The 23,913-nt window shown below is 48.4% G+C and carries 17 protein-coding genes and 1 pseudogene; 13 read left to right on the top strand and 5 right to left on the bottom strand.

Annotated elements, in window-relative coordinates; translation table 11 throughout:
- From E5S67_RS19025 to E5S67_RS19015, 3 genes are all read right to left on the bottom strand, one after another.
- Positions 1-1,356 (bottom strand): calcium-binding protein (locus E5S67_RS19025; protein WP_246276863.1); only part of this gene is annotated, 1,356 nt, incomplete at its 3' end.
- A gap of 452 nt (positions 1,357-1,808) precedes the next feature.
- On the bottom strand, positions 1,809-7,253 hold the full coding sequence (locus tag E5S67_RS19020) for a trifunctional serine/threonine-protein kinase/ATP-binding protein/sensor histidine kinase (protein WP_172189866.1): 5,445 nt from the start codon (positions 7,251-7,253) through the stop codon (positions 1,809-1,811).
- A gap of 169 nt (positions 7,254-7,422) precedes the next feature.
- The gene (locus E5S67_RS19015) at positions 7,423-8,409 is read right to left on the bottom strand and encodes an AEC family transporter (protein ID WP_172189865.1); all 987 of its coding nucleotides are present in this window, start codon (positions 8,407-8,409) and stop codon (positions 7,423-7,425) included.
- Positions 8,410-8,622: 213 nt separating this feature from the next.
- Here E5S67_RS19015 and E5S67_RS19010 point away from each other — a divergent pair, with 213 nt between their 5' ends.
- Positions 8,623-11,154, top strand: coding sequence for a vWA domain-containing protein (locus E5S67_RS19010; RefSeq protein WP_172189864.1), 2,532 nt, complete (start codon positions 8,623-8,625; stop codon positions 11,152-11,154).
- Positions 11,155-11,501: 347 nt separating this feature from the next.
- Here E5S67_RS19010 and E5S67_RS19005 read toward each other — a convergent pair whose 3' ends face one another.
- Positions 11,502-12,485: an AraC family transcriptional regulator gene (locus E5S67_RS19005; protein ID WP_172189862.1), complete on the bottom strand. Its 984-nt coding sequence runs from the start codon at positions 12,483-12,485 to the stop codon at positions 11,502-11,504.
- Between the two features lie 84 nt (positions 12,486-12,569).
- Between E5S67_RS19005 and E5S67_RS34075 the strand changes: the two genes are divergently transcribed.
- The 10 genes and pseudogenes from E5S67_RS34075 (at position 12,570) to E5S67_RS18970 (ending at position 20,849) form a co-directional block, all read left to right on the top strand.
- On the top strand, positions 12,570-12,695 hold the full coding sequence (locus tag E5S67_RS34075) for a hypothetical protein (RefSeq protein ID WP_281363556.1): 126 nt from the start codon (positions 12,570-12,572) through the stop codon (positions 12,693-12,695).
- Positions 12,696-12,771: 76 nt separating this feature from the next.
- Complete coding sequence (locus E5S67_RS34070; protein WP_281363555.1) at positions 12,772-12,903, top strand: hypothetical protein; 132 nt, start codon at positions 12,772-12,774, stop codon at positions 12,901-12,903.
- A gap of 176 nt (positions 12,904-13,079) precedes the next feature.
- On the top strand, positions 13,080-14,003 hold the full coding sequence (locus E5S67_RS19000; RefSeq protein WP_172189860.1) for a macrolide 2'-phosphotransferase: 924 nt from the start codon (positions 13,080-13,082) through the stop codon (positions 14,001-14,003).
- A gap of 252 nt (positions 14,004-14,255) precedes the next feature.
- Positions 14,256-15,101, top strand: coding sequence for a 2Fe-2S iron-sulfur cluster-binding protein (locus E5S67_RS18995; RefSeq protein WP_172189858.1), 846 nt, complete (start codon positions 14,256-14,258; stop codon positions 15,099-15,101).
- The gene (locus E5S67_RS18990; protein ID WP_246276862.1) at positions 15,070-16,080 is read left to right on the top strand and encodes an FAD binding domain-containing protein; all 1,011 of its coding nucleotides are present in this window, start codon (positions 15,070-15,072) and stop codon (positions 16,078-16,080) included. Before E5S67_RS18995 ends, E5S67_RS18990 begins: the two co-directional genes overlap by 32 nt.
- An 18-nt stretch (positions 16,081-16,098) precedes the next feature.
- A complete protein-coding gene (locus E5S67_RS18985) occupies positions 16,099-18,315 on the top strand; it encodes a xanthine dehydrogenase family protein molybdopterin-binding subunit (RefSeq protein WP_172189856.1) in 2,217 nt (738 codons plus the stop codon).
- Between the two features lie 38 nt (positions 18,316-18,353).
- Positions 18,354-18,464, top strand: a pseudogene (locus tag E5S67_RS34800) (hypothetical protein); the annotation flags it as partial.
- 53 nt (positions 18,465-18,517) lie between these two features.
- Positions 18,518-18,985 (top strand): MarR family winged helix-turn-helix transcriptional regulator, encoded by a 468-nt coding sequence (locus tag E5S67_RS18980; RefSeq protein WP_172189854.1) that lies wholly within the window; start codon positions 18,518-18,520, stop codon positions 18,983-18,985.
- Between the two features lie 16 nt (positions 18,986-19,001).
- Positions 19,002-20,012, top strand: a complete 1,011-nt coding sequence (locus E5S67_RS18975; RefSeq protein ID WP_216670575.1) for a zinc-dependent alcohol dehydrogenase family protein — start codon at positions 19,002-19,004, stop codon at positions 20,010-20,012.
- 24 nt (positions 20,013-20,036) lie between these two features.
- Entirely contained in the window at positions 20,037-20,849 is an 813-nt protein-coding gene (locus E5S67_RS18970) for an NADPH-dependent F420 reductase (protein ID WP_246276861.1), read from the top strand.
- Positions 20,850-21,068: 219 nt separating this feature from the next.
- Here the strand turns inward: E5S67_RS18970 and E5S67_RS18965 are convergent, their stop codons facing one another.
- On the bottom strand, positions 21,069-21,209 hold the full coding sequence (locus E5S67_RS18965; protein ID WP_172189878.1) for a ribbon-helix-helix protein, CopG family: 141 nt from the start codon (positions 21,207-21,209) through the stop codon (positions 21,069-21,071).
- A gap of 34 nt (positions 21,210-21,243) precedes the next feature.
- Here E5S67_RS18965 and E5S67_RS18960 point away from each other — a divergent pair, with 34 nt between their 5' ends.
- Positions 21,244-22,368, top strand: a complete 1,125-nt coding sequence (locus E5S67_RS18960) for an RNA-guided endonuclease InsQ/TnpB family protein (protein ID WP_172189852.1) — start codon at positions 21,244-21,246, stop codon at positions 22,366-22,368.
- Positions 22,369-22,649: 281 nt separating this feature from the next.
- Positions 22,650-23,789, top strand: a complete 1,140-nt coding sequence (locus E5S67_RS18955; RefSeq protein ID WP_172189850.1) for an XdhC family protein — start codon at positions 22,650-22,652, stop codon at positions 23,787-23,789.
- Positions 23,790-23,913: the final 124 nt, after the last annotated feature.

The following is a 23,913-nucleotide window of genomic DNA, read 5'->3' as shown; positions in this document are numbered from 1 at the left end:
CCGCGTCGCCGGCCTCGTCGTTCTTGCCTTCCGCGTCGCATCTGGCTCCGGACTCGGCGGCGGAGTCGGATTCGGCGTCGCAGTCGGAGTCGGAGTCGGAGTCGGAGTCGGAGTCGGAGTTTCCGTCGGAGTTGGAGTTGGAGTTAGAGTTGGATCTGTAATTGTGGTTGTAACTGTAGTTGTAGTTGTAGTTGTAGTTGTGGTTGGTCTGGGGGTAGCCGTCCCAGTCACAGCGATAAAATCATTGGCATCGAGCAGCGCCGCCGGAGTGTCTGTCAAAATTGCTAAAAGCTTGCCGTCGAGCGTCGTAATTACTGTATCCCTGATATTTGCACCGTTACCTTGCCGAACTTGCAGTTGAGCGAAAGATAAATTGCTCGGCAGTCCAAAGAAATCCTCTGCCTCATTGTAATCAGTAATTAAAGCCAAACTGCCAGGCCCGGCTCCCAATCCAAAGACATCGCTGCCGCTGCCGCCAGTCAGAGTATCCGAACCCTCACCTCCGATCAGAGAATCATTACCCTCTGCTCCAAATAAATTGTCATTGCCGAAACTGCCCAAAATTGTATCGTCGCCGATACCTCCGGCCAACGAGTCATCGCCAAAACCGCCGTCGAGAGCATCATTACCTTTGCCACCAAACAGGAAGTCATTGCCTTCATCTCCCAGTACCGAGTCGTCGGCTTCATCCCCGCGAAGCGTATCGGAACCTGTGCCGCCAAAAGCTGTATCGTCAGCCTTGCCGCCGAATATCTGGTCGTTACCAGCATCTCCGAAGAGCGAATCGTTGTCGGCATTGCCGTACAAAGTGTCGTCGCCGTCGCTGGCACTCAAGTAATCGTTGCCCTCACCGCCCAACAGTTGATCCCTGCCGCTACCGCCGTTGAGAGAATCGTTCCCAAAATTCCCGTAAAGAAAGTCCTCATCAGCATTCCCGAACACGGAATCGTCGCCGTCACTTCCTGTGAGCGTGTCGTTGCCAGTACCGCCGGCAATCACATCAAAGCCTCCGTTGCCAAAAACTAAGTCGTCCCCAGCGTCTCCCACCACGCTGTCTATCCCGTCGTTGCCTTCGAGGATGTCGTTGCCCAAACCGCCGCGAATCGAGTCGTCGCCGTTCCCGCCGGAAGCAAAATCGCGGCCTTGGTTGCCAATAAGTTCGTCATTTCCTTCACCGCCAATCAGCGAATCTGCCCCGTCACCTCCAAGAAGCTGGTCGTTGCCGCCGTCGCCCTCTAGGGTGTCATCTCCTCCCGCACCCAGGGGCGTGTCATCGCCATCTAAGGCGCGAATTCGATCGCTCAGCGGAGTTCCTAGAATAAAGTCGTTGCTGTCTGTGCCGATCAGGTTTGCCATAGGGGATACACCAGTCCTCAATAAAATAAATTGTTTGAAATTATGTTAATCGCCTTCGTGACAAGGGATTGCTGCTTGCCTAGGTTAGCATAATTGAGATTTTGGCAATCTGGCGAAGGGGCGCTGGAAGTTTTGCCCGTGTCCGCAGTTGCGATCGGGGCTGGTATAATGCCCGATCGGCAATCTAATTTAGTTATTATGAATTTTTTCAAATAGAAATTAGTCGATCGCACTCAAGGAACTCAAACTCGACAAACAAAAGGAGGAAGAATGAAAAATGAATAACCTTTTTCATCCTTCCTCCTCCTCAATTTTTTACTTCTGATACCGCTTTGAAACAAGAATGCAACTGTAGGCCAGCTCCAAATCATTAGGTCATCTGTCATTCCCAATTCTTCAATCTAAAATCTAAAATCTAAAATCTAAAATGGTAGGACGGATGCCCTCTACTTTTATCCGTTAATAGGTAACACTATCTCAAATTCACTTCCTCCCCCCAAAGTAGAATTTACATTAATTGTTCCGCCGTGGGTTTCGACTACAATCTGGCGGGCGATCGCCAATCCTAACCCGGTACCTTTTCCTACTGCCTTCGTGGTGAACAAATGGTCAAAAATCCGCTGTTTTACTGCTTCTGTCATGCCCGCACCGTTATCGGCAATCTGAACTTTGATGTGCCGATCGCCCGACAGACTGGTACGAACAGTGATACAGTGTGGATTTGCTTTAATTGCCTCCAAACTGCGTCCTTGGTTTGATTCTTCTAGGGCATCGATCGCGTTAGCAAGCAGGTTCATAAAGACTTGGTTCAGTTGACCGGGAAAGCATTCAATTTGCGGGAGATTGCCGTAGTCTGTGACGACTTCGATCGGGGGATGGTGTTCGTTGGCTTTCAGCCTGTGTTTCAAAATTAAGATAGTGCTGTCAATGCCCTCATGGATATTAAAGGGAACTTTGTAGTCTTTATCGGCTCTGGAGAAGGTGCGGAGGCTGGTGCTAATGCCGCGAATGCGATCGCATCCCACTTTCATCGACAACAGCATCTTTGGCAAATCTTCTAAAGCATACTCTAAATCAATATCCTCCGCATCTTCTTCGATTTCATCGCCGGGATTTGGCAGTTTTTGTTGATATAATTTTAAGTGACCAATCACATCTTTGATTGTGGTGGTTGCTTCCTCAATATTGCCGCTAATAAAGCCGACAGGATTATTAATTTCGTGGGCAACTCCCGCTACTAAATTGCCCAAGGCGGACATTTTTTCGCTTTGCACGATTTGTAACTGTGCTTGCTGCAAATCGAGGAGCGATCGCTCTAATTCTTGTGCATAAGCTTGAGATTGTTGGTACAAGCGGGCATTTTCTAGAGAGATAGCCGCTTGGGCGCACAAAAGTTGGATGACTTCAGTGCGATCTTCTGTAAATGCACCAATTGTCAAGTTATTTTCTAGATATAGCAAGCCGATTAATTTACCCTGATTTAAAATTGGCGCGCACAGCACACTTTTGGGCTTTTCCTGCATCAAATACGGATCGGCAATAAAATCGCTTTGTACTGCTGCATTATCCAAAACTACAGTTTTCCAAGTCCGCTTAACATAGTTGACCAAAGCAGCGGGAACCTCGTCGCTGGCTGACAGCGGTACAGATATTGAGATGACATCTCGATGGAAGGAGGCCACAGCTTCGATCGCGAGATTCCCATCCTTAAGCAACAGCAGAACTGCTTTTTTTGCCCCGGCATTTTCCATCACCACACACATCAGTGCAGCCAGCAATTTTTCTAATTGAATTTCACTCGATAGAGTTTGGGAGGCTTTGAGAATAGTCGCGAAATCGAGGGCTTCGTAAATACTGCTGCTGCTAGATAGAGTTGTGTGCCAGGTTTGATGTAAAACTGACGATTTATTGATTGTGTGGAGGCGAGTTTCGCTGATTCCAAAACGATTTTCTCTTGCTTGAAATATGGGAGCAAGAAGTTGGGGATAGCGTTTTTCTAAGTCATCGATTTTGGCTTTCGCACCCCAGCGAGCATAACAGTAGTAGGCTTCTTGCATATAAGCTTGCGCCACTTTTTCTTTGCCCCAGTCGAGGTAGAATTTAGCTGCTAGTTCGTTAGCGAGGGCTTGTTCTTGGATGTATTCGTTTTCTTTTGCTCCAGAAATGGCACGATCGTACATTTCAATAGCTTCTGCCCTCTGTCTGGCAACTCGGTATTTCTCTGCTTCTACCAACTGCCACTTATGCAAATAATTCATGGGGGCGTGTTCTGCCCAATGCTGCAACGAAGTTTGATTTTCCTGAACTCGTTGCCGCTGCGTTTCTAACTCAGTCTCGGACTCAGGAGTGGCAAGGGCTATGAGTGACTCATAGAAATATAAACCAGCTTCGGAAGCAGTTCCTACACTTCCCGCTATATACTGTCTTGCTCGATCGACATCTACTGCGGCCCCAGCAATCTCTCCCTGCAGGAATCTCAACGTCGCCCTGTACAGATAGAAGATGCAGAGTCGGTAAAAATCGTTAGAGGCAAGCGACTGAGAAACCAGCTTCTCCTCATAGCCTTCCTGTTCAAAGGAAATCTCAAAGTTGTTTGGATTGCCCAATAAAAACAGCGTTGCTTCCCAAAAAACCGAACAATAATTTGCCGTCGTTAGTTGGTTGAGGTCGAGTAATTGCTGACGGTATGCCCGAATTTGGGGCTCAAGTTCTGCCAAAGGTTGACCGCACCAGAAGGTATTTATACAAAATGCCTGCCCGCTATACCCGACAAACTCTAGATTGCCTGTTTCTAATCCGGCTTGATACGCTGCCTCAATAATGGGGATGGTATCCCGCAAATGCGATTTGCGATGGTACAAACAGAGTCCGATCACAGAAAAAGTTTCAGAACGAATATTTTTAGAATCCGCGCCACTGGCAAGACGATAAGCTAATCGGCCAAACTGATCGGCTACCGTCACATCTTGTAGAAAGTTGTTGAGAAAAATGCCATAACAACTATAGCTATAAGCTGAACTACGACTGTTGCCATATTGGATAGATAAATTTACCTGTAAGGCCGTCACCAGTGCAAACAAAGACGAACCAACCAGATAACAAGCTGATACCATACTTGCCGCCACTTGCATCGCAGCCAGCTTTTGGGTATCCACCATTGCTGGCAGATCGAATAACTCTTCAATCGGTCGATCGCCGAGCGAGCTATTAATTTCCTGCACTGCTTGCTGAATATCTTCTGATGTAGGGCTATCGGGCAATTCAACTCCTAATTCTTTGAGACTCAACAAACCGATAGCAATTGCTTCTAAAAACTTGTTCTGGGACGTTAATGCCTGAATTTTGACGATGTAAACGCTCACTCGCTCTAGGGGAGTGCTGGTATGATGAATCACAGTGTCAATCCACCGATCCATCTGGTCAAATTCACCACAGAGTGAAGCCAATTCTGCGGCTATGTCGTGCAAGTTCAAGGTCATCTCGTACTGTCGTTGCCAAGCGCTCTCTCCAAGCAAATTTAGCCCGATCGCAGCATACTCGCGAGCAGCTTGATAAGCAGTAGCGGCTCTGGCTTTGCGGCAAGCCGTGAGGTTTAGTTGTGCCAATTCAGATCGTTCTGTTTGGTCTTCAATCAGCGCAATACCATAATTCAACTGATTGACGACTGAAAAAATTTGCTCTTCTATAGCTGCGGGGGAAATTTGCTGCCTCAGCAATTGTCCAATCTGATAGTGAACGCGCGATCGCTCTTGTTCGGGAATTAAAGAATAGGCAGCTTGCTGAACGCGATCGTGCAAAAACTTGTAATTCACCACCTCCGAATTTTGTGTTTCCTCCCGTCTTTCTCGCCCCATATAAAACTTGTAGACTTCACTTTCAGGCAAGATTAACCCCTCTTGCAAAGCCTTCCACAAATCCGCGGCCGTTTCCGTTTCCAATTGCTGGGAGACAACTGCCAAAGTCCCCAAATCAAACTGATTCCCCACACAAGCAGCCAACTTCAACACATTCTGAGTCCCTGGCGGCAATTTTTGCAACTGCAACGCCATAAACTCGACCACATCATCCGTCAGCGCTGCCTCCCGAACTCGCACAATATCGCACTGCCAATAACCAGCAACCCGGTCAAACTCAATCAGCCCATCCTGATGCAGTGCTTTGAGAAACTGCGTTGCAAAAAAGGGATTTCCTTGGGTTTTTTGTGCCGCCAAATCAGCCAAAGGTCTTGCCCAATATCGATCGCAATTGAGCGTATCAGCAACCAAATGATTTAGACTTTCGGAACTCAACGGTTCCAGCGTCAGAGTATTCACCGTTGCCCCAGCTTTGACCGCTGCATCCAGTGTCAGCATCAACGGATGTGCTGCAAACACTTCATTATCTCGGTAGGCACCAATTACTAATAAATAGCCGGTTGCTGACTCGGCAACCAGCAGTTGCATTAACCGCAGTGAGGCGGAATCAGCCCACTGCAAGTCATCCAAAAACATCACCAGGGGATGTTCTGGTTTTGTGAACACGTGAATAAAGTTTTGAAACAGCAAATCAAACCGATTTTGGGCCGCAGTTCCTGATAATTCTAGTGCGGGCGGTTGTGGCCCAATAATTCTTTCTAGTTCGGGAATTACTTCAATAATGACTTGTCCGTTATCGCCCACTGCTTGCAATATTTGAGTTTGCCAGTTTTTCAACTGCTGGTCACTGGCACTCAACAATTGTCCCATTAAATCTCGAAATGCTTGGACAAAAGCTGAGAAAGGAATGTTGCGGTTAAATTGGTCGAATTTGCCTTTGATGAAATAGCCGCGCTGGCGGGCAATTGGTTTGTGAACTTCATTGACAATTGCAGTTTTCCCAATCCCAGAAAAACCCGCGACTAACATTAACTCGCAGCCTCCACCCTTTTCTGATGGCTGCTGTGAAAAACCTGCTACTCGATCGAATGCTGCGAGTAATTCGGCAACTTCGGTTTCGCGACCGTAGAGTTTTTCGGGTATGAGGAAGCGATCGCCCACATCCCTCTGCGCGATCGTAAAACTCTCTATCCTACCGTTTTCTTCGAGTTGCTTCAAACAAAATTCTAAATCGAATTTCAGTCCCAACGCACTCTGATAGCGGTCTTCGGCATTCTTTGCCATTAATTTGGTGACAATCTCCGAGAGGACGGGCGGGATTGCGGGATTTATTTCATGCAGTGATAGCGGTTGTTTGGCAATATGACAGTGTACCAATTCCATCGCATCGTTGGATTGAAACGGCAATTGTCCCGCCAGCAATCCGTAAAAAGTCACGCCCAAAGAGTAAAAGTCTGTCCGGTAGTCAATCCCCCGATTCATCCTTCCCGTTTGTTCGGGAGACAAATAGCCGAGTGTTCCTTCCAGCACGTTAGGGTTCATCAGGGTTTGAGTTTCCCTTGGCAGCAAAGATGCAATACTAAAGTCAATGAGTTTGACTTGTTTTGTTTGCGGATTAATTAAAATATTCGCTGGTTTAATGTCTTTGTGAATTATCCGGTGGCGGTAGAGTATATCTAATGTATTGCTCAGGTCGATCGCCACTTGCAAAAACTCGCTCAGAGTCGGGGCCGTTTCCCCTTGTTCCATCCATTCATTGAGAGAAATTCCCCCAAAGTCTTCCATTACCAGCGCATAGCTGTTGTGGTAGGTTTCCAAGCTGTAGGTTTCGATGATTCCGGGCAAGTTGAGGTTTTTGGCGATCGTGTACTGATTGCGAAATTGCACCAGTTCGCTGAAGCTGGGATACTCGTTCCGCAAGACTTTGATGGCTACGGGCTGTTTGTCGCCAGTGCGGAAAGCTCGATAAACTAGGGTGCGAGTTCCTGAGTAAAGGCGATCGAGAATTTGATAACCTGTCAAGGAAAAATTTATACTTGCCATACTTTTATTCTTCCCGTTCTCAGCGGGCTATTTCCACATTAGCAGAAGCCAATACAGTTTCCAAGTCCCGTGATTGTTATTTTAAATCAAGATGACATATATCGCTCAATGTTTGTGCTGGGGATCACTGAAGTAAGGCAGTTTAAAAACTGAGCAATTCCTATTTTTATTAAAAATTAAATAGCCTCATCCATATGGGAATAGTGAATAATAAACTAACGCAGCCGAGGCCGATCGCACTTACGGCTAATTCGCGATCGAGATTGAAAGCTTCTGCCAGCAATGTAGTACCAAAAGCAGGAGGCATCGCCATTTGCAGCACTAGCACAAGTCGCGGCGCACCCGCGATCCCCAAAAACGTTAATCCCGCGCCAATTACTAAGGGAATTAAGAACATTTTAATCACGAGACAAGCCACAACTTGTTTGAGGTTGTGCAACGAATTCAACTTGCTCAACTGCATCCCGATCGTAATTAAAGCTAAAGTAATTACAGTCCAAGCACCTGTTGTTAACAATTCTGTGATTTGTGCCGACAGCGGCAAGCTGCGCGAGACAAATCCTAGACCAAAAGCCCACAGTGCCGGATTCAGAAAAATTGCCCGCACCGGACCTAACCAACTCTGAGGGCGATCGCTTTTACCGCAGTGAGAAGCAATAGCAACTCCCAGTATATTGATTCCCATCGTAGTGCCTAGCAAGTCGTAAAACAACGCCCAGGCAAAGTGTTCTGAGCCTAATAAGGACAAGGTGACGGGAATGCCTAAAAAACCCGTATTACCAACCATCGTTGCCAACAAGAAGCTGCCTTGAGTTGGCAAACTCCAAGCGGTGTTTTCTTCCGGGCTATTTTCGATAATCCGATTAAGATTATTGAGACGTTCCTCGCCCACCCCAAAATTTATCAAAATCCAAGCGAGTCCTCCACCTGCTAGAATTGCCGCCCAAGCTATCAGCGGCGCCATCCAAATAGCGCCCGACAAATTGGCGCTGCGGATAAAAGCAACAATGCTCAATGGCGTGCCGAAGAAGAAAAGAAACTTGGCTAAATATGTAGAATAGCTTTTCGGTAGCAGGCGGCCGATAAAAAATCCCAATGCCACCCATCCGAACACATTTAGATAAAGTTTGAGCAGCGGATTTTCTAAATAAAGCATGATTGACTAAATATTTACTAAACGACTTACGCAGATCCACTACTTTTGCCAAAACACCCCACCTTTAGCCTAGCGCCGCAATTTTCCCTTGCACCGCAGCGCTCAATATTAATGTTTATTTAGCCTCGCAGATAATTTTCCAGACAGGCCTTGACATCCACAGAAGCGCGTGTCATGATAAAGTTGAGGAATAAGTCAACATAGGTGAAAACTATGGCACGGCAAGCAAAACAATCATCTCAAGTCAAAAGTTCCAGCAGCCAAGCAGCCTCCAATACTCGCACCAAGTTTACCCTCTACAATTTTGCCGGAAACGCCAAGGCATTCTATCTAGTCGATCGCATTAACTTAGAAAGAAAGCCCGGTGATATCCCAGAAAAATCCGTCGCTCACAGCATCATCATCATCGACCGTTCCGGCTCAATGTATTATGACTTAGAACCGCTGAAAGAAACCCTAATCAAGCTTTTGACCTTAGACGAATACAACAATTACCAGCTAATTGTCAGCCTGATTTCCTATGCTGACAAGGGGGACGTAATTTGTCACTTCCAGCGAATTCCTATTCAAGAAGTGCTGAAGTTTGACTCTCTATACATCAAAGAAATTCAAAAAATCCACACGGCTGGCTGTACCTGCATATCGCAGTCGATGCAACTCGCTAAATCTCTGGTTAAAGCTGGAGAAATGACAGCGATCAATTTGCACACAGACGGCTATGCAAATGACCCCAGTGCCAATTCCGAAGCTGCAAAACTAGGGGAAATTTGCGAAGAACTCAAAGACATGGATGTGTTTGGTAACACTATCTCCTATGCCTCTGCTGACTTCAAACTTCTCTCCAAAATCGCCAACACGTTATCGGGTAATTGCATCCGGGCTGGCGAAGTCAAAATGGTTTACGATGCTCTTTACGACAGCACAAAACTGTTAGGCAGTTCGGTTGCACCTGCGCTGGAAGAACCGTTAATTAAGGAATATGATTATCAAGTTTTTGTTTCCAAAAGCGGCAAGAAAATCAACGGTTCATCGAGCACGCTGAAAATCTGCGGGCTGAAAGCAGAGGATCGGGGACTTTTTTACAAATATCAGAAAGTCGCCAAAGATGAGTATGACAAACTAGATGTTCCCGTTGCTCAAACTGATGAGTCGGTGTTCGCTTTTGCGAAAGCTAACCTCGCTGACGGGAATTTAAATACGGCTAAGTATGCGCTGGCGAGTACCTTCGACGCTACTTTGACCGAAAAACACGCGAAAGCTTTGACAAATGCCCAAATAGCCGAGTTTACGGAAGATTTGGAACAGGCTGTTTTTGCGCCTGAGGTGTTGAAAAATCATGAAATTGGCGATCGGGTAAAAGTCAGCGAGAAAATTTCCCTGCTGGAGTTAATCAAGATATTGGAGGAAAACAGCAACAGCATCATCATCAACTTGAAACACTTGCAAGAAAATTATCAGCGAAAAGGTTTGAAGCGAATTGAGGGAAAGCGAGACGAAAACGGCAACCTTGTCAAGCCTTGGCTGAAAACTGAATTCTTAGATGGTGGCGAATACGTGCAAATGGGTTCATTTGCCATCAATCAAAATACCGCTACCATCAATATGCTGATTACCCGAAAAGCTAAGCTGGTAAAAGTTGAGGATGGAACTTTAATCGCAGAAGTGGCGGGAATTCTAGTTACAGACCTCAATACTTTCAACAATTATACCATTGTCAGCGACGGCGAAGTTAATATTAAGTCGCTGCGAACCAAAATCAGCAGCAAACCAGTGTTTGATTTGCTCAAAAAATGCGGTGTCCTTGAAAAAGACGGTTCGCCTGTGCAAGAATTTGATTTCCGTTCTGAGTACGATATAAAGTTAGAGACTTTGCCCCTCGTGCCTTTTGACGGGCGTTACGGCAGCCTTGACGGAGTGTTTGAGGAACTCGCAGAAATCAAAATTCTCTCTAGCATTCTCTCGGCTCATTTGAAGGAAGAATCCGAGGCTTACACTGCGGAACAATTGGAAGAATTGAAACAGCATTATCTGTCAAAAAGCCTTTACATCAATTTTCCGACGACGACGGAATACACAGATTTAAAAAGTGCGATCGCCAACGGTTCAGTAGATTCGCGAGTCAGCTACAAAATCGACATCGGCAGCAAAAACATCCTCAACTTCGGCAAATTGCACTCGGCCAACAAATTTCTCGATCGCCTTTATGAAGTTTACCACAAAAACACGGGCGAAAAGCTAGCAAAACCGACATTTGACATCACGTTAGATGAGCCTGTTGTCTTCGCACACAAAACGCTGTCATCCCGAACAAAAATCACCAAAGTTGACGACTTGATGAAACTGATTTTCGATGAGTTTTTGGGGTTGGAAGATAACGGAATTGTTAGCGCTACTTTAGCCAAAGTTGGTGGAGATAGTTTGCTGCGCCTTTTGCAAGCGAAATGGCAGGGAGAAGATGTCAAGCGAGACGAATTTGTCGCTGCTTTAGCTAATGCCAACGAGCGACTGGAAGCTTATGCTGAAAAAGTGTACAGGGAAAAAGTTTCACCGCTGGTTTTCTATATCGGTTCTACCGGACTTATCCCGGATGAAATGGAGGCAAAAGCGGCGACTGCTGAGGAAATTAATTCTAAATACGGCAACTTGCAATTTTCTAAAGATGAGCAAGAGGGGATGTTTTTTGAAGTGGGAGACTGCATTATTAGCGTGTATGCTAAGAATGAGTATTTCACGGTAGAGAAGTAGGAATTAGGGTGGGCAGTATTTGCCCACCTTTGTTAATTTTTTTTATTTAAAGGGCGATCGAGTCCACACCGGAGAGTAGACCTCTTACAAAAGTATTTTTCATAAATTTATTGGACGGGCTCTCCGGCCCACCCCACAAGAAAAAATAACTCTTGTGGGATGGGCATCTTGCCCGTCCTAGTTGTTTTTGCAAGAGGTCTAGTTTGCTGAGAGTAGACTGCTTTACTGCATCAGTTTGTGGAAATTATTAACAGGGCGATCGCAAGATGATTTTCTATCTATATGATTGCGGTAACTATGAACTGCGTTTTAGCGATTTCTGGCCTGATTAGAGCATCTTGAGGAGATCATGTTGAACTCGCAATCTCCCTAGCAGCTTCTCGCAGCCGCTCCATATCGCGCATCGGCGGTATACCAAAGAGCCGCTTGTACTCTCGGTTGAAGTGCGAGGAATCGTCATAACCCACACGGTAGGCTGCACTGGTAGCGTCAAGGTTTTGCCCCAGCATCAGACGGCGAGCTTCCTGGAGCCGCAGTTGCTTCTGGAACTGCAAGGGACTCATGGCAGTGACAGACTTGAAGTGATGGTGGAAGCTCGATACACTCATTCCCAGCTCTCGTGCGATGCTTTCAATCCGCAGCGGCTGGTTAAAGTCTTTACGAAGTCGATCGACTGCTCTAGCAATTTGGTGGGTAGAGCCACCCAGAACTGCAATATGACGCAGCCGACCACCTTGCTCTCCCATCAGCAGTCGGTAAATGATTTCCCGCTTAATCAGTGGTGCCAGAACATGAGCTTCAGCAGGGGAATCTAGAAGCCTGACGAGCCGCACCACAGCGTCCAAAAGATTTGCATCCAACGGACTTACGTCGATCGCTTTCACATCAGCACCCCTTTGTGGTGAGGGATCGCCCGCCTCAACCATGACTGAACCGACAAGTGTGGGGTCGAGATCGAGGCGAAGGCTAAGGTACGGTAGCGCCTTAGACGCTTCCAGAATTTGGCTGGCAATCGGCATTTCGATCGTAGCCAGCAAATAATGCATCGGGTCGTACTGATAGCGATCGCAGCCCAGAAGCACTTCTTTGCTGCCCTGAGCGATCGCACAAAAGGCAGGGATAGAGACACTATGAACGCATTCCGAAGGTGAGGAGGAGCGGTTGAAGTACAATCCTTTCAGCGGCTCAATCATCCCATCATGAGGAATCGCCCGTGCAATCCGCTCAGTTAGTTCGTCTCTGTGGGCTTGCGCTCTGTCTGCAAAGCGCTTTGCCTGCTTGTCGTTCATTAACTCCATATCGGGCTTTTCACTCGGTTTGGCAGCGTTCATTTCTAAGTTTGCAGGATTGTACAACAATCTTAGACGATCGTTCTATTGCTTGCTCTTGAGAATCCTTAGAATCAAGCTAAAGCAATGAAAAACGATTCCGGCGAATTGCAAGCGTCTGGATTTTTATACAATAGAAAACTCAGGTTTGATTGGGCAAAAGACTCGCCGACTGACAACCAAAACGGCATCAAGGCGAACCTTGCTTCTTAAAAAATTCATCCCTATTGATAGAGCAGGCGCTAAGTGCTCCATCTCTACAATTGGGGTAGCCAAAGGAATTCAAACGATGAACATCAAACGAAGTGGCGCAAAGCCTTCTGCCAAGGAACCAGCCGAGTATTTTACCGGCACTGTCGAGGGCGTTCGGTCGCAAAAGGGTTTGTTTGCTGCTTACACTGAATCGACAGGACAAAAATGATAACTGCTCACCGCAACGGTCATATCGCTTTCTCTGCTCGCTTAATGTCGCCCTTGATTCCACATTCTAGCCCTTTGGTGTAGTGCGGCTATATTATATTGATGTTACGTTGGGCTAATTTGAGGTGAACGCCTGATATAGATGTTAGCCAATGCTCGTGAAGGAGCGAATTTAAAATGACTAAATCTGTTAGTGAAGACTACCAAATCAGGACAATACTTAGCATCGCCGACAAAAATGGCTTCATTTTGGACGCAGACAACTTAAATATTAACAAATCCGGAATGGACTTCATAACTACGTTTGCTACTGCCAAAGAGGATAATACCAAATGGGTATTGCGATTTCCCAGAAGACTTGATGTTGTTGAGCGTATGTATTATGAAAGAGAAGTTCTTGAACTGGTTAAAAGCCAAGTCGATGTGAGCGTTCCCGTCTGGAAAATTGTTTCGGATGAACTGGTTGCCTATCCGCTATTAAAGGGAATTCCTGCCGGAACCATAGATCCAGATATCGGCGATTATGTATGGTACATCGATCCGAAGTCCCCGCCTGCTGTATACATTTCTTCGGTAGCAAAAACACTGGCGCAACTTCACAGAACACACATTGAGGTAGTGAAACAATTCAGTATCCGAGTTCAAACAGTCGATCGAGTGCGGCAATCTATGGCAGAGAATATGGAGAAGACCAGAGAACTGCTTGGTGTTTCTGATACACGCTGGGCACGTTGGCAGGACTGGATTGCCAATGATGCCTTGTGGCCTCAGCATTCGGCTTTGATTCACGGCGACTTTCACCCCGGTCATACGCTTGTGGACAAAGACGGAAATTTGATGGGACTAATCGATTGGACAGAAGCCGCAGTAAGCGATCCTGCCAAGGATTTCGTCTGTTTCTATGCCATCTTCGGCGAGCAAGTTCTCCAGGATGCGATCGAGCATTACCAAACTGCTGGTGGGATCGTATGGTCTTATATGAAGGAACACATCATAGAACTCTGGAATGCTCATCCCGTGGAATACGCCTTATTCGCTTTGCTAACTGGAAAGGAAGAACATATAGCCGGGGCTCGAGCCTCTTTAGCTTGGAGTGGATGATATTGGTTCAATACGGGTAGCCGCCGAGATACCTGCAAATTGGGACAGGTTGTAAATAAATATAGCCTTTCTCAAAAAGATGAGGTACTCATGGGCATAGGGCATAGGGCATAGGGCATAGGGCATACCTCACTTTTTTGAGAACCGCTATATTGCACAGAAGCGCCTTCGGTGGGTGCAGAGCGTTAGAAGAGTCGGCGCGAAAAACAAACACTTGTCCAGGGATTGTTTGAGAATTTTGCAAGGAGCATCATGGACGATAATCAACAACGGAAAGATTTCAATTCAACCGAGAGCGATTCGCAGCTCAGCGCGGACGAAGAAACACTGCTCGACCAACTCGGTATTGTCGGCGCTGCTCGCCGCAAATTCTTGGGGCAAAGCATGGCTGCCCTACTCGGCACCTTCGCCTTCCACCTGCTGGCTAAAGAGGAAGCCTTTTCCACCCTCGCCGCTGCGCCCGATGCCGTGTTCGCCCCGGCCCCTGGGGTTGAAAACGCCGTTAAGGTTCTTTTGAAAATCAACGGCTCGGCCCAACGCCTGGAAGTGGATTCGCGCACCGCGCTGCTCGATGCCCTGCGCGAAACACTGGGATTGACCGGCACCAAAAAAGGATGCGATCAAGGACAGTGCGGCGCTTGTACGGTAATCGTTGACGGGCGCCGGGTGCTTTCTTGTCTGACACTTGCCGCCAGTTGCGAGGGGAAAGAGGTGACGACCATCGAAGGGCTCGCTGACGGCGACAATCTTCATCCGATGCAGGCGGCCTTCATCAAACACGACGGCTTCCAGTGCGGCTACTGCACGCCGGGGCAGATATGTTCGGCGGTGGCGCTGCTGCAGGAAGCCAAAAACGGCGACGCGAGTCACGTCACTAACAATTTGCGGACGAGCACGCAGAATGTAGCACTCTCTGATGAAGAAATCAGAGAACGCATGAGCGGCAATATTTGCCGTTGCGGCGCGTATCCGGGAATCGTGGCGGCAATCAGAGAAGTTCAGTCCGGGCGCGAAACAGCCCAGGCTTGGCATTTTGCCAGCGATGAAGAGATTGCCGTTGCATTAAATGAGGAGGGCAAAGCCGATGCAACCGTTTAAATATTCCAGCGCCACCGATGCCGCAAGCGCCGTTGGCACCGTTTCTGCTAATCAAACGGCAAAGTTTCTCGCAGGCGGGACAAATTTGATTGATTTGATGAAAGAATACGTCGAGCGTCCCAGCGAACTTGTTGACATCTCTGGTTTGAATCTGGCGGAGATTCGATCGACCTCGAACGGAATTTCGATCGGCGCCTTAGCCAAAAATACGGACACGGCCAACCATCCGCTCGTCCGGCAAAATTACCCGCTTCTGTCAATGGCGATTTTAGCCGGCGCCTCCGCCCAGCTTCGCAATATGGCGACCAACGGGGGAAATTTAATGCAGCGCACCCGTTGCCAGTATTTTTACGACATCGCTATGCCCTGCAACAAACGCGATCCCGGCAGCGGATGCGGAGCGCTTCAGGGGCTTAATCGCATTCATGCCATTTTTGGCTACAGCGACAAATGCGTGGCGACTTACCCGGGCGATATGGCGAATGCGCTTTATGCGCTGGACGCGGTAGTGAGGATTCGCGGCACGAACGGGCAAGAACGCACAATCCCGCTCCAGGATTTTCATCGCTTGCCGGGCAACACGCCCCAAAAAGATAACAATCTTCAGCATGGGGAATTGATCGTGGCGATCGAAATGCCGAAGAATAACTTCGCCAATAAGTCTTATTACCTAAAAGTTCGCGATCGCGCTTCCTATGCTTTCGCACTGCTTGCCGTGGCTGCTGCTTTAGAAACAAGCGGCAACACCATCAAACAGGCACGGGTTGTTTTGGGAGGCGTGGCGCATAAACCTTGGCGTTCGCCCGAAGCCGAAAGAGTTCTGATCGGAAAACCGGCGACGGAAGAAACTTTTCAGGCTGCTGCCGAAGCGGCTTTGAAAGATGCGAAACCGCTTGAACATAACGGTTATAAAGTCGAACTCGGAAAACGCGCCATTGTTCTGGCTTTGCAGCAAGCGATGACGAGCGGTGCGGCCTAATTAGGGAGGAGAAAAGAAATGGCAAGATACATCGGTAAAGAAATGAGCCGCGTGGACGGCGTTGCAAAAGTTACAGGCAAGGCTAAATACGCTGCGGAATTCAAGGTTCCCAATCTCGCCTACGGTTTTATCGTGACGAGCACGATCGCCAAAGGCACGATTAAAGCAATCGATACGGCGGAAGCGAGCCGTGCGCCGGGAGTGATTAACATCCTCACCCACGAAAATTACCCGAAGCCGGCGGCGCAGGCTGCTCCGGAACTCAAGCCGGAGATCAACACAGATGTGCCTGATAAATCGTTTCGCGCCCTGCACTCGAATCAGATTTTCTTCAATATGCAGCCGATCGCGCTCGTGCTGGCTGAGACATTCGAGCAGGCGCGCAATGCCGCGCGCCTCGTAAGGGCGACTTACAACGAAGAAAAGCCGATGACCGATCTGGAGAGTTCGTTGGACAAGGCTTTTCTTCCAAGTCCCGAAAGCGCCGTAAAACCGCGAGGCAATCCTGTCGAAGCTTTAAAATCTGCGCCCGTGAAAATCGAAGCGGAATATACGATTCCGATCGAGCATCACAACCCGATGGAGCCGCACGCCGCGATCGCTTTCTGGGAAAACGATAAGCTGACGATCTTCGATAAAACGCAGGGCGTTTATGTGGTTCGCGAGCATTTGGCGACGAGCTTTAACATTCCCGCAGAAAACGTTCACGTGATTTCCCCGTTCGTCGGCGGAGCGTTCGGTGCTTCTCTGAGACCGAATTATTATCCGGCGCTGACGGCAATGGCGGCGCGCGTTATCAAGCGTCCCGTGAAGGTGGTTTATACCAGGCAGCAAATGTTTACCGGACACGGGTATCGTTCGCACACCTGGCAGAAAGTTTCGCTCGGGGCGGAAAGAAACGGCAAGTTGACGGCGATCGTTCATGATTCCAGGAATAACTCGTCTACTTTCCAAGAATGGGTGGAAAATACGACGACTTTTTCGCGCCCGCTTTATGCTTGCCCTAACGTAGATACAAAGCAGCAAATCGTTAGAACCGACTTGGCGAGTCCTACCTCGATGCGTGCTCCGGGCGCCGTGTCCGGAATGTTTGCGATCGAATCCGCGATGGACGAACTGGCTTACGCGCTGAAAATCGACCCGCTCGAATTAAGGCTGATAAATTTCACAGATGTCGATCTAGATAGCGGGAAACCTTACTCAAGCAAGGCTTTGCGCGAGTGTTACCGGCTCGGCGCCGAAAAGTTCGGCTGGAAAAATCGCAATTCTGAGCCGCGTTCCATGCGGGATGGACGGCTTCTGGTCGGTTGGGGAATGGCTACTGGAATTTGGGGCGCGTTTCAGCGACCGGCATCGGCAAAAATCACTTTGAAGTCCGACGGCACCGCGCACGTCGCGAGCGCCACGGCGGATATCGGGCCGGGAACCTACACGGTAATGACTTTGATTGCGGCTGAATATCTCGGTTTGCCCGCCGAAAAGGTCAAGTTTGAACTCGGGGACACTAATTTTCCGGAAGCGCCGGTGCAGGGTGGTTCATTTACCACAGCGAGCGTCGGCTCGGCGATTTATGAATCGGCACAAAACATCAGACGGAAACTGTTGGATTTGGCTAATAAAGATGCGGCTTCGCCTCTTAAGACAGCGAAAATAGAAGATGTCGAGATGCTTGACGGAAAGCTGCAAATCAAAAACAATTCGTCGCAATCGATAAATATTTCCGAGTTAATGCGGCGGAACAATCTGACCGAACTGGTTGATGTCCATGAAGCCAAACCTTCGCCCGAAAGAGAAAAATACGCAACCGGCGCGCATGGCGCACAATTCGTGGAAGTCAAAGTTGACCCGGATGTCGGGACTGTCCAGGTCACGCGCGCAATTGAAGTGACCGCCTGCGGCAAGATCATGAATCCGAAAACTTCGCACAGCCAGGAAATCGGCGGCGTTGTCTGGGGCATTGGTATGGCGCTGCAAGAGGCGACTGAAATCGACCATCGTTACGGGCGGATCATGAATCCGAATTTGCAGCACTATCACGTGCCGGTTAATGCCGATATCTTGGAGATCGAAACGATATTCGTTGAGGAGGACGATAAAGTCGTCAATCCGCTCGGTGTCAAGGGCATGGGCGAACTCGGCATGGTCGGCATCCCGGCGGCGATCGCCAACGCTGTCTTTCATGCCACGGGCAAACGCATCAGGGACTTGCCGATTACGCCGGACAAGCTGCTGTGAGGTCATTTGTTGATTGAAGTGCCAGCGCTAGTCAGGGGGAACGGTGCGCGCTGGCAACGGTGGGCAGTGTGGAAGAATCTTCGTACCGTCGCCTTGGTGCAACGCATGGGAATGGGTGCAAGACTGATCCAGAAAAAAGTGAATTATAGGTATTGAACTATTATGTAGTGCGCTATATAATAGTTGTTGACTGGATTTTTAAATGGATAACAACTCGAACATCAACCAACGGCGACAGGTGGGGAGGCAGCTTTCGTTTGCCCTCTATAGTGCGTCGAACCGCGTCATTCGGCTTCATCGGCCCTTTCTTGAGCCTTTGGGTCTGACCTATCCTCAGTTTCTGGTCATGCTGGCTCTCTACGAGGGCACCCCGCGCACTGTTGGGGAAGTAGGGCAAGAACTCGGTATGGATAACGGAACCTTGACGCCCCTCTTAAAGCGCCTGGAGAGCGCGGGGTTGGTGACGCGCACCCGTGACCAACAGGACGAACGCCGCGTTCTTATCGAGCTGACAGAAGCGGGCGAGGCACTCCGCGAGGCAGCGTGCTCGATCCCTGAAAAGATCGAGACGGCCTGCCGTCTCTCCGATGAAGACCTTGCTGAGCTTCGCGACACCTTGAACGGACTGGCAATACCCCGTCAAACAACGCCAACCTTAGACACCACTTAAATCAAGGATTACGAAATTGAAAGCTGTCAGACTTACCAAACTAGGCGGAAGCCTGAACCTGAACGACGAGCCTCTGCCAAAGCCGGGGCCTCAACAAGTGCTGGTCCGGGTTCACGCCGCCTCACTGAACTTCCGCGACCAAGCCATATTGCACGACCAATATGGGGGATCGGTCAAGGAAAACGTCGTTCCTTTGTCGGACGGCGCGGGTGAGGTCGTGGCAATTGGGCCAGACGTTACACGAGTCAAGATCGGCGACCGTGTGACTGCCAGTTGCGCCGTGCATTGGATTAGCGGTCGATACCTCGCGGAGTTCCAATCGAGCAGTATCGGCATGACGATAGACGGTATGCTGGCTGACCACGTGCTGCTGCACGAGAACGCACTTGTTCATCTGCCGGCCTACCTGTCCTACACCGAGGCCGCATCACTTCCTTGCGCCGCCGTTTCAGCTTGGTCGGCACTGCACGTTGCCACACCGCTTCAGCCGGGCCAGACTGTGCTCATTCAGGGGACAGGAGGCGTCGCAATGTTTGGGCTCCAAATAGCGCGGATATTCGGCGCGCGGGTTTTAGCGATCACGTCGTCCGATGAAAAGGCCGAAAAACTCAAGACGATGGGAGCTGAAGCGGTTGTTAATTACCGCGCGGTTCCCGACTGGCACCGCGAAATTCTCCGTCTCACCGACGGCAAGGGCGTGGATAAGGTCATCGACATCGCTGGAGAGGCGACGATTGTAAAATCCGCAGCATCGACCCGGATCGGCGGTGAGATCGGCTTGGTAGGCTTTGTGAGCGGCTTTGGTGGCGGGCTACCACCAATCGACATACTCTCGCGCTCCCTCACCATTGCCGGTATAGCGATCGGCCCTAGGACCAGTTTTGAAGCCTTGCTTGCAGCGATGGCAACGAGCCAAGTCAGGCCGGTTATAGATCGGGTCTTCCCCTTCGCAGAATATCGCGAGGCGTATCGGCTTCTTGAGAGCGGAAACTTTGTCGGCAAGATTGTCATTGATGTGGCGCATTGAGCCTTCGCTCACGAGCTAAACAAGTTGCAGGGTCAAACGATTTTGCGGGTGACCCAAAAAACACGATTTTTTATGGATAACAGGAAGAAAATGAACATCGGGATCTTAGGCACTGGCCATATCGGGAAGACTTTGGCACGCAAACTCAGTGCGGCCGGACATGACGTGAAGGTGGCCAACTCTCGCGGCCCTGAGACGATCGAGGCCGATGTGCTGGCTTTCGGCGCACGCGCGGTCTCGACGGCCCAAGCGGTGGAGGACGTTGACGCGGTGATCCTCTCGATCCCTCTCAACCGCATTCCCACAATCGCGCCGCTAATCGCCAACCTACCAGCCGAGACAGTCGTCATCGACACGTCGAATTACTATCCCCACCGCGATGAGAAGATCGATGCCATCGAAGCCGGGCAGGTTGAGAGCCTCTGGGTGGCCGAACAGCTAAGCCGGCCGATCGCCAAGGCGTGGAACGCGATCGGGTCTGGCTCCTTCGCCACCAAGGGCAAGCCTGCTGGAAGTCCTGACCGTATTGCCCTCCCTGTGGCTGCTGACCGCCAGAACGATCGCTCCGTGGCGATGGCCCTCGTCGAAGACACCGGGCTTGATGCTTTCGACGCGGGCACGATCGCCGATTCGTGGCGTCAGCAACCCGGCACGCCCTGCTATTGCACCGATCTCGCGCGCGAACAGATGGCGGCAGCGCTGGCATCTGCCGACGGATCACGATCGCCAAAGCGCCGGGACTTGGCAGTTGCAGTAATGCAAGAGCGGCTTGGTGACGCCACGACAAATCCGGATGCCGATTTCGGGGTTCGCCTGAGCCGTGCGATTTATATGTAATATCATTTCCGGTTACACCGGAATGATGTTGACGGTTGACGGTTGACGGTTGACGGTTGACGGTTGACGGTTGACGGTTGACAGTGAACTCGAATTTACTATTCCGATACTAACGGATTTGATATAACGTGAGTTCGGGATAAGAAAGGGACAAGCAGGTAAGTTAAAAGTCATCAAACCAAAGCTTTACCTAAAAATAGGGTCTAAAGCCTCGTCCTTCTAGGACGGCTTTTTCTTGATCTTAAGGCTTCTAATAAGCTCCCTTAGAGCATCTGATTTCGATCTGCCGGGTGATTCGCAATAAAATTCTAGCTTCTCAAACTCTTCATCAGTCAGCCTAAAAAATACGCTCTTTTTTATGGCAAAGTATATCTAGATGATATACAATAATAGCATGAAAACATTGAAGTTTAAGCTATATCAAAGCAAGCGGAATAGACACCTCAAGCGAAGTATCAATGCTGCCGGGGTGATCTACAACCATTGCATTGCACTCCATAAACGGTACTACCGGATGTGGGGAAAGCATTTGAATTGTGCAAAACTTCAATCGCATATTGCCAAACTGAGAAAGCGTAAAGCGTTCTGGCAAACGGTCGGCTCTCAAGCTGTGCAGGATATCTGCCAACGAATTGAGAAAGCCTACCAACTGTTTTTTAAGCATCACCAGAAAGGAGTTAGACCGCCCGGATTCAAGAAAGTTCGCAGATACAAATCGTTCACTCTCAAGCAAGCTGGCTACAAATTCTTAGGCGGCAATCGAATTAAGATTGGGAATCGCGTTTATCAGTATTGGAATTCCAGAGAGATAGAGGGGACGGTCAAGACGTTAACCATTAAACGCACGACATTAGGAGAGCTATTTATGGTTGTGGTCGTTGACAGCGTTGAAGAACCTGAAACCAAAGTCGAGACGAGTAGAATCGCTGGCTTTGATTTCGGCTTAAAAACGTTTCTCACCTGCTCAGATGGAACGAAAATCGAATCACCGCAATTTCTGAAACAGTCCCTCAACGCTATTAAGAAAGCAAATCGTCAGCATTCCAAAAAACGGAAAGGCTCAGCCAACCGGGAAAGAGCAAGACTCAATCTAGTTCGCAAGCACGAGGATGTAGTGAATCGTCGCTCTGATTGGTTCTGGAAATTGGCTCACGAACTAACTGATAAGTTCGATATGCTGTGCTTTGAGACGTTGAATCTAAAAGGAATGCAACGACTTTGGGGACGTAAAATCTCAGACCTTGCATTCGGCGAATTTCTCCAAATTCTCGAATGGGTTGCCAAGAAAAAAAATAAGCAGGTGATCTTCGTCGATCAGTGGTATCCATCTTCTAAGACTTGCAATCATTGTGGACACGTCCTAAAAAAGTTGGATTTGAATACGAGAGAATGGCGATGTCCGTCCTGTCAGAACGTGAACGACAGAGACGAGAATGCAGCTAAGAATATTTGTGCGGTTGGGGTATCAACCGTTAAGTTAGGCGATGTTAGACAGGCTATGCCTGCAATCGCTGTCTGAGCTTAGAATCCCCCGTGCTTCAGCCGGGGGAGTATGTCAAAGGCTCGTCCCATGATTAGTTTAGAAGAAGAATTTTGCAGGATTGTACAATAACTTGCAAGTATCGTTATATCGTCCCCTATGCTGAAGTCCTTACAATCAAACTTAAACAGTGAGATAAGCTGTTGCGGCATTTAAATTGTAGGTCAAAAAAAATTAAAGTCTTGTGGGGTGGGCGTCCCGCCCGCCCTGAATATACAATTTAAATGCGCGACAGCTTACAAAAATTTTTAGGCTGACCAATGAAAGAACTACACGATATTAAGGCTGCTTTAGAGCAAGTAAAAGACACGACGAAAAAGCTAGCCTTGGCAACTTTAGTTAAAGTGGAAGGTTCAACTTATCGCCGTCCTGGTGCGCGAATGTTGATGAGTGCAGATGGCTTGATAGTAGGTGCAATTAGCGGTGGCTGTTTGGAAAGTGATGTATTTGAGAAAGCACAGCAGGTAATGGACACTGGTAGTCCCTGTGTGGTTAAGTATGACTCCACCTCCGAGGAAGATTTAATTTGGGGATTGGGGCTTGGCTGTCAAGGCATTGCTTATGTTTTGATTGAATCGTTGCCAGTAAACGAGCCGAACCAAATTAGTTTTGTCCACAAATGCCTTGATACTCGGTTTGAGAGTGCTATTGCAACTGTATTTAATATAGAGGGTGAAAGCAAATCTCAAATAGGCGATCGCCTGCTACTAAATTCAGAGATCGTCAACCACATCAGCGATGAGGAATTAGCAGCAGCGGTTTTAAGGGATACACAAGTAGCACTTCAACACAAAACCTCGGTAGGGAAACAATATCAGTTAATAGGCGGGAAAGTTGAAGTTTTTATTCAAGTCATTCAGCCGCCACTGTCGCTGGTAATTTTGGGTGCTGGGTATGACGTTCTTCCCGTTGTTCGCTTTGGCAAAGAGTTAGGATGGCATATTACTGTAGTTGATAACCGCCAACGGGAAGCCAGCCGAAAGCGTTTTCAAGAAGCCGATCGAGTTAAATTTTGTTCTCCTCAGGATGTATTAAAAAACATCAAGATAGATGAGCGTACTGTTGCTGTAGTTATGACTCATAATTATTTAGACGACCTGGAATTGCTGAGAGTGTTATTGCCTTCTGGCTTAAAATACTTAGGTGTACTTGGCCCTAAGAAAAGGACAGCCCGATTATTGCAAGAACTACTAGAAGAAGGAGTTATCCCCACTCCACAACAGCAACAAAATTTATATAGTCCGGTGGGACTCGACATTGGGGCAGATAATTCCGAAGAGATTGCTCTGGCGATTATCGCCGAAATTCAAGCAGTAACAGCAAAGCATCAAGGTGGTTTTTTAAGAAATCGCACTGTACCAATTCATGCTTCAATCAATAGTCAATCATCAAAAAATTAACGACTAATATAGCGGTTCTCAAGAAAGTGAGGTATGCCCAATGCCCAATGCCCAATGCAAAATCAAAAATAAGATATAAGAGAAAAGAAAAGACAGATAGTTCATGATGATTATGAAAAAGGAA

This window comes from Microcoleus asticus IPMA8, from assembly GCF_013179805.1.
GTDB lineage: Bacteria > Cyanobacteriota > Cyanobacteriia > Cyanobacteriales > Microcoleaceae > Microcoleus > Microcoleus asticus.
This window is presented reverse-complemented; position numbering and strand designations above follow the sequence as displayed.

Bases quoted from the DNA above. Each gene is read 5' to 3' on its own strand.
- E5S67_RS19020 (WP_172189866.1), bottom strand. From the start codon at position 7,253: ATGGCAAGTATAAATTTTTCCTTGACAGGTTATCAAATTCTCGATCGC.
- E5S67_RS19015 (WP_172189865.1), bottom strand. From the start codon at position 8,409: ATGCTTTATTTAGAAAATCCGCTGCTCAAACTTTATCTAAATGTGTTC.
- E5S67_RS19010 (WP_172189864.1), top strand. From the start codon at position 8,623: ATGGCACGGCAAGCAAAACAATCATCTCAAGTCAAAAGTTCCAGCAGC.
- E5S67_RS19005 (WP_172189862.1), bottom strand. From the start codon at position 12,485: ATGAACGCTGCCAAACCGAGTGAAAAGCCCGATATGGAGTTAATGAAC.
- E5S67_RS34075 (WP_281363556.1), top strand. From the start codon at position 12,570: ATGAAAAACGATTCCGGCGAATTGCAAGCGTCTGGATTTTTATACAAT.
- E5S67_RS34070 (WP_281363555.1), top strand. From the start codon at position 12,772: ATGAACATCAAACGAAGTGGCGCAAAGCCTTCTGCCAAGGAACCAGCC.
- E5S67_RS19000 (WP_172189860.1), top strand. From the start codon at position 13,080: ATGACTAAATCTGTTAGTGAAGACTACCAAATCAGGACAATACTTAGC.
- E5S67_RS18995 (WP_172189858.1), top strand. From the start codon at position 14,256: ATGGACGATAATCAACAACGGAAAGATTTCAATTCAACCGAGAGCGAT.
- E5S67_RS18990 (WP_246276862.1), top strand. From the start codon at position 15,070: ATGAGGAGGGCAAAGCCGATGCAACCGTTTAAATATTCCAGCGCCACC.
- E5S67_RS18985 (WP_172189856.1), top strand. From the start codon at position 16,099: ATGGCAAGATACATCGGTAAAGAAATGAGCCGCGTGGACGGCGTTGCA.
- E5S67_RS18980 (WP_172189854.1), top strand. From the start codon at position 18,518: ATGGATAACAACTCGAACATCAACCAACGGCGACAGGTGGGGAGGCAG.
- E5S67_RS18960 (WP_172189852.1), top strand. From the start codon at position 21,244: ATGAAAACATTGAAGTTTAAGCTATATCAAAGCAAGCGGAATAGACAC.
- E5S67_RS18955 (WP_172189850.1), top strand. From the start codon at position 22,650: ATGAAAGAACTACACGATATTAAGGCTGCTTTAGAGCAAGTAAAAGAC.